At 66.9% G+C, this 2,526-nt stretch carries 4 protein-coding genes and 1 pseudogene; 1 reads left to right on the forward strand and 4 read right to left on the reverse strand.

The window, feature by feature from the left end:
• Positions 1-17 precede the first annotated feature (17 nt).
• Together QZ588_RS18015 and QZ588_RS18020 are read right to left on the reverse strand one after the other, a co-directional pair.
• Positions 18-521: a transposase gene (locus QZ588_RS18015; protein WP_295544493.1), complete on the reverse strand. Its 504-nt coding sequence runs from the start codon at positions 519-521 to the stop codon at positions 18-20.
• 55 nt (positions 522-576) lie between these two features.
• Positions 577-1,482, reverse strand: a pseudogene (locus QZ588_RS18020) (IS66 family transposase); the annotation flags it as partial.
• Here QZ588_RS18020 and QZ588_RS18025 point away from each other — a divergent pair.
• A complete protein-coding gene (locus QZ588_RS18025) occupies positions 1,468-1,671 on the forward strand; it encodes a hypothetical protein (protein ID WP_295544494.1) in 204 nt (67 codons plus the stop codon). The pseudogene QZ588_RS18020 and the gene QZ588_RS18025 sit on opposite strands and share 15 nt — an antisense overlap.
• A 46-nt stretch (positions 1,672-1,717) precedes the next feature.
• On the opposite strand, the gene tnpB is transcribed toward QZ588_RS18025, so the two are convergent.
• Together tnpB and QZ588_RS18035 are read right to left on the reverse strand one after the other, a co-directional pair.
• The gene (gene tnpB / locus QZ588_RS18030) at positions 1,718-2,089 is read right to left on the reverse strand and encodes an IS66 family insertion sequence element accessory protein TnpB (RefSeq protein ID WP_295544496.1); all 372 of its coding nucleotides are present in this window, start codon (positions 2,087-2,089) and stop codon (positions 1,718-1,720) included.
• Positions 2,070-2,441: a transposase gene (locus tag QZ588_RS18035; RefSeq protein ID WP_295544498.1), complete on the reverse strand. Its 372-nt coding sequence runs from the start codon at positions 2,439-2,441 to the stop codon at positions 2,070-2,072. Before QZ588_RS18035 ends, tnpB begins: the two co-directional genes overlap by 20 nt.
• Positions 2,442-2,526 lie beyond the last annotated feature (85 nt).

Raw genomic sequence — 2,526 nt, forward strand, 5'->3', positions numbered from 1 at the left:
GGTAAGCGTCCGGCCAACTACAGGATTGCCCCCTGCGGCTTGATGTCGTCCAATTTCAAATTGTGCGGCAGCAGTGCCGCGACGGCTTCGGGGGTTTTGGCACCGGGCAGGTGCTCGAAGAGGTGGGTGAGGTAGGCGTGGGGCTCCAGGCCGTTGGCCTTGGCGGTTTCGACCAGGCTGTAGAGCAGTGCGCTGGTCTCGGCGCCGTTGGGGCTGCCGGCGAACAGCCAGCCCTTTCTGCCCACCACGAAGGGGCGGATGGCGTTCTCGGCGCGGTTGTTGTCGATCTCCAAGTGACCGTCGTCGAGGAAGGTGATCAGGGTTGGCCACTGGTTGCGGGCATAGCCGACGGCCTGGCCGAGGAGGCTTTTGGGCAGCACCCGCGCGACGGCCTGGTCGAGCCATTGGCGGATGCGTTCGAGGATCGGCCTGCTGCGCTCGGTGCGGATGCGCTGGCGGGTTGCGGGGTCCTCGTCGCGGATGTCGCGCTCGACGGCCCAATGGCAGATCAGGGGGCTCACCGATCAGGGCGACCATCTGCCGCGCGGCGGCGGCATTGCGCCCATCGGCGGCCTCGACGAACTTGCGCCGCACGTGCGCCCAGCAGCCGGCATGGTCGATGACCTCAGGGGCCTCGGCCAGGACGTGGTAGGCGCTGTAGCCGTCGGATTGCAGATAGAAGCGCGGCGGCGGATCGGTGCCGGGCGGCGAGCGGGCATCGGCGGGGAAGAGGACCTGTTGCGGCACCGCGGCGGCACGGCTCGGGGCGTATTCGTACCAGCACACCGGTGCCTGCGGCGGGCCGCCGCAGAACACCCACATGAAGGACTGTTGGGTATTGTCGCGGCCGGGCTCATCGAGGACCTGGTGCCGCGTCTCGTCGATGTGCACCACCGGCCCCTGGCAGAGCAGCGCCTTGAGGGCGGCGGCGATGGGCGCGAGCGGGGTCTTGAGCTGCAGCAACAGCCCGGCCATGGTCTGGCGGCTCAGCGCGATGCCCTCGCGTGCGAACATCTTCTCCTGGCGATACAGCGGCAGGCCGTCGACGAACTTGCCGATGATGATGGCGGCCAGCAGCGAGCTGTGGGCGATGGACTTGGGAATGATCTGCGCCGCCCGCGGGGCGATGCGCACGCCGATCTCGGCACCGGGCACGTCCTCGTTGACGGGGACGTACTTGGCGCGCTTGGTGACGATCACGTAGTACTGGCGCGGAATGACGGCCAACTGCTCGGCGCTGTCGTAACCGATGCAGGTCCAGTCCTCCCCCATCGCGGCCTTCACCGCCGCGGGCAGATCGATGACGCGCTCCACGCGCGGCAGGTGTGCGGGCAGGGGGCGACGCACCGGCTTGCGCTCGGGCGGCTTGGCGACAGTTGTGCTCGCTGGTGTCTCGCTCGGCGCCGGCAGTGCCGTCTCAAGCTCGCCGATCAGCGCTTCGAGCTCGGCCTCATCGAACAGCGCTAATTGGTTCTCCGGCACGCGATCGGCACTCGGGCCGAAGCGCTTGCGCCGCAACAGCTCGATGGCTTCGAGCAATTGCTCGATGCGCGTCTTCTGTGCGGCCCGCTCGCGCTCGGCCTCGGCCAATTGCGCATGCAATTGCGCATGCAATTGCGCATGCAATTGCGCGATGATCCGGTGCAATTCGACCGGATCCTGCGGCAATGATTGGGCGCTGTCGAGCATGGCCGGCATTATACCTGAGTGCGTGCAATTACAGCAGCTCGAATTGCGCGCGCTTGTGCGCCTGCACGCGCTTTGGATTCAGCCCTTCCAACAACCAGCTCAATTCCCGCACCGAGAGCATGACCGGCGCGGGCTCATGTCCATTCGGCCACCAGAAGCGCTCGCGCTCCAAGCGTCGATACCAGAGCCAAAAGCCGTTGTTGTGCCAGAACAGCAGCTTGAGCTTGTCGCGACTGCGATTGCAGAAGACAAAGAGATGACTGGAGAAGGGGTCGGCATCCAGCACATCGACCACCAGCGCGGCGAGCCCGTCGATCTGTTTGGCGCTTAATCGGTGGCGCCGGCGACCAAATACACCTGCGTCTGCGCGCCGAAGCCGATCATGACGCCGCCGCCTCACGCAGCAACCCTACCACCCGCCGCAGGGTCGCGTGATCGCAGCCGGCGCCGATCTCCAGACGCACCCCGTCGGGGAACACCAGGCGCAGCGCGGCGTCGGCGCCGCCTGGCGCAGGCGAGCTCAGGTCGTCGAGCAACGCGATGGGCACCAGATGCACCGAATCGCGCGGTTGGGGTACGCTGGGTGCTGGCGCCGGCGCACCGCCTCCGCCGCGGAAGATCTCCCGCCACCGATGCAGGCTCGCCACGGAGATGGCGTGGCGTTCACAGTAGTCCGCCTGCGTCAGACCGCTCTTGGGCCAGCCCTCGACGAGCCGGCGCCATTGCTCGCGGGTATGTCGCTGATGTGCCATGCTGGAAGTCCTCGCTGGTTGGAACATGGCACCATGTTCCAGCTCCGGCACGGCCCGGGATAGATGTATTTCGCGGGACGCTTAC

The organism is uncultured Thiohalocapsa sp. (assembly GCF_913062725.1).
Classification (GTDB): Bacteria; Pseudomonadota; Gammaproteobacteria; order Chromatiales; family Chromatiaceae; genus Thiohalocapsa.

What these genes read in the sequence shown, in the direction of transcription:
- QZ588_RS18035 (WP_295544498.1), bottom strand. Translation starts at nt 2,441, where the DNA reads ATGGCACATCAGCGACATACCCGCGAGCAATGGCGCCGGCTCGTCGAG.